The 2,142-nt window shown below is 67.0% G+C and carries 2 protein-coding genes; both read right to left on the bottom strand.

Translation table 11 applies throughout. The features are described from left to right. Positions 1–173: 173 nt before the first annotated feature. On the bottom strand, positions 174–1,100 hold the full coding sequence (locus N878_RS18490; RefSeq protein ID WP_021445067.1) for a triacylglycerol lipase: 927 nt from the start codon (positions 1,098–1,100) through the stop codon (positions 174–176). Positions 1,101–1,260: 160 nt separating this feature from the next. Continuing rightward, the gene (locus N878_RS18485; protein ID WP_021445066.1) at positions 1,261–1,809 is read right to left on the bottom strand and encodes a glutathione peroxidase; all 549 of its coding nucleotides are present in this window, start codon (positions 1,807–1,809) and stop codon (positions 1,261–1,263) included. Positions 1,810–2,142 lie beyond the last annotated feature (333 nt).

Raw genomic sequence — 2,142 nt, 5'->3', positions numbered from 1 at the left:
CGACGCTGGCACCGACGGGAGCGACGAAGGCGGACGGCACGGCCTCGGCAGCCGGCCAGCGCCAATACAGGGTGAGACCGCCGGCGAGCAGCGCCGCGGCCAGGCAGAGGCTCAGGGATCGGGACATGGGCAACTCGCTGCGGCGGGCCGGTGGGCCCGCCGCGGGTGGGAGGTCAGATGCCTTTGTTCTTCAGGCGGTTGGCGTGCTGGCGATACAGCGCTACCGGCTCGGTCCAGCCGCGGATGCCGAACAGGTGGTTGATCGCGTCGACGTGGTTCATGTTGTAACTGTCGCCCAGCACCTGGCCCAGGTAGGTGGCGCAGACGCCCACCAGGCCGTCGTTCTTCTCGCTGCCGAAGGCCAGGCCGGTGAAGGCCAGGAAGGGATCGGCGGCATCGAAGACGTTGGTGTAGGCGGCGTTGCCGGTCCAGGAGTAATAGCGAATGCTGTGTCCGCGCACGTTATGCACTTCCGTGGACTTGGCGCAGTAGCTACTGCTGTTCACGCCCCAGGGATGGCGGCCGTTGAGCGCGGTGGTGCCGGGGGTGGTCAGGGTGGCCAGGGCATTGAGGCCGTTCTGCGTGTTGCTGGCGCCGGACAGCAGGTTGATCAGCGAACCGAGCGCATTGGCGATGGCGTTGGCGCCGCCTTCGATGGCGCCGCCCGCCGGGATCACCCCGCGCACCACGTCGGCCACCTTGGAGCCCTTGTTGACGCCGTTGATCGAGGTCACCGAGGCCACCAGGTCGGGGCGCAGCGAGGCCGCCACCCGCGAGGTGGGCGAGCCCTGGCTGTGGCCGATGAGGTTGACCTTGCCGCCGCCGGCGGCGGCCCAGGGCACGATCTGCCGGGCCAGCTCGGCGCCGCGCTGTTCGCTGTCGTTGAACGCGGCGACGCTGGCGATATGCACCTTGGCGCCGTCGCGTTCGAGGTTCCAGGGGATGGTGTGGAAGTAGTTGACCAGCCCGCCGATGGTGTCGAAGCCGGTGATGCCGTGCACCAGCACGATCGGGTGCTTGGTCTGGGTGTAGTTGGCCTGGGCCTGGGCGGCGCCGAGCAGGGCCAGAGTGGCAAGGGCAGTGGTATAGACGCGACGCATGGGTGCCTCCGTTATTGTTCTTGTGGGCACGCCGGGGAACTGCGTCCGGCGCCGCGCCAGTCTAGGCAGGCAGCCGGGCACGGCCCATCGCCCAGATGGGTGAGAGGATGTGCATCGGGTCTCGTTTGCTAAGACGGCAGGCGGCGCGCCTGCCGCGGGCTCAGGGCTGCGAGGCGATGGCCCGCTCGACCGCCTCGATCAGCTGCGGATCGTCCGGCTTGGTCAGGCTGGAGAAGCTGGCGAGCACCTTGCCCTGGCGGTCGACCACGTACTTGGAAAAATTCCAGCGCGGCGCCTTGCTCTGCTCGGCCAGGCCCTTGAACAGCGCAATGGCCTCGGCACCGGTGACCACCTGAGGCTCGCTCATGGTGAAGGTCACACCATAGTTGACGTAGCAGACGGTGGCGGTCTTCTCGCTGTCGTCGGCTTCCTGACGGAAGTCGTCGGAGGGCACGCCGAGCACTTCCAGGCCCTGGCCCTTGTAGCGCTGATAGAGCGCCTCGAGGCCTTTGAACTGCGGGGTGAAGCCGCAGAAGCTGGCGGTGTTGACCACCAGCAGCGGTTTGCCGGCGAACTGGCACAGGTCGATGCTGTCCTTGGCCCGCAGGCGCGGCAGCTCGCCCTGCAGCAGGGCCGGACAGTCGGCGGCCAGCGCCGGCACGGCCAGGCCGGACAACAGGAGGGTACAGGCGAAGCGGCGCAGCGACATGGTGGTTTCCCTGAAGAGTCTGGTGCGGGCAGGTCGTTTAAAAACGTAGGCGAGGCAGGCAAGACAAGGCAAAAACAGCCGAAAAAGCGGAGTTTACAAACTGTAAATGAGCATTTTGAGGCTGTTTTTAACGCAGTATTGCCAACGCAGGTAGTTTTTCAACGGCTTGCTGTCCGGTCACGCTACTCGTCATGCGTGCCCAGGGCAACTCAGCAGAAGCTCATGCCCAGTTGCAGCAGCGCCAGGCCGCCCTGTCGCCAGCCCCACCAGGCCAGCGCCAGCAGCAGGCCCGCCGCCAGCAGCGCGGCGCCGATCAGCAGCGGCCGCGTGCTC

The organism is Pseudomonas sp. EGD-AK9, assembly GCF_000465935.2.
In the GTDB taxonomy this organism is placed as follows: Bacteria; Pseudomonadota; Gammaproteobacteria; order Pseudomonadales; family Pseudomonadaceae; genus Aquipseudomonas.
The sequence above is the reverse complement of the archived record's forward strand: the minus strand, read 5'-3'. Positions and strand labels throughout refer to the sequence as shown.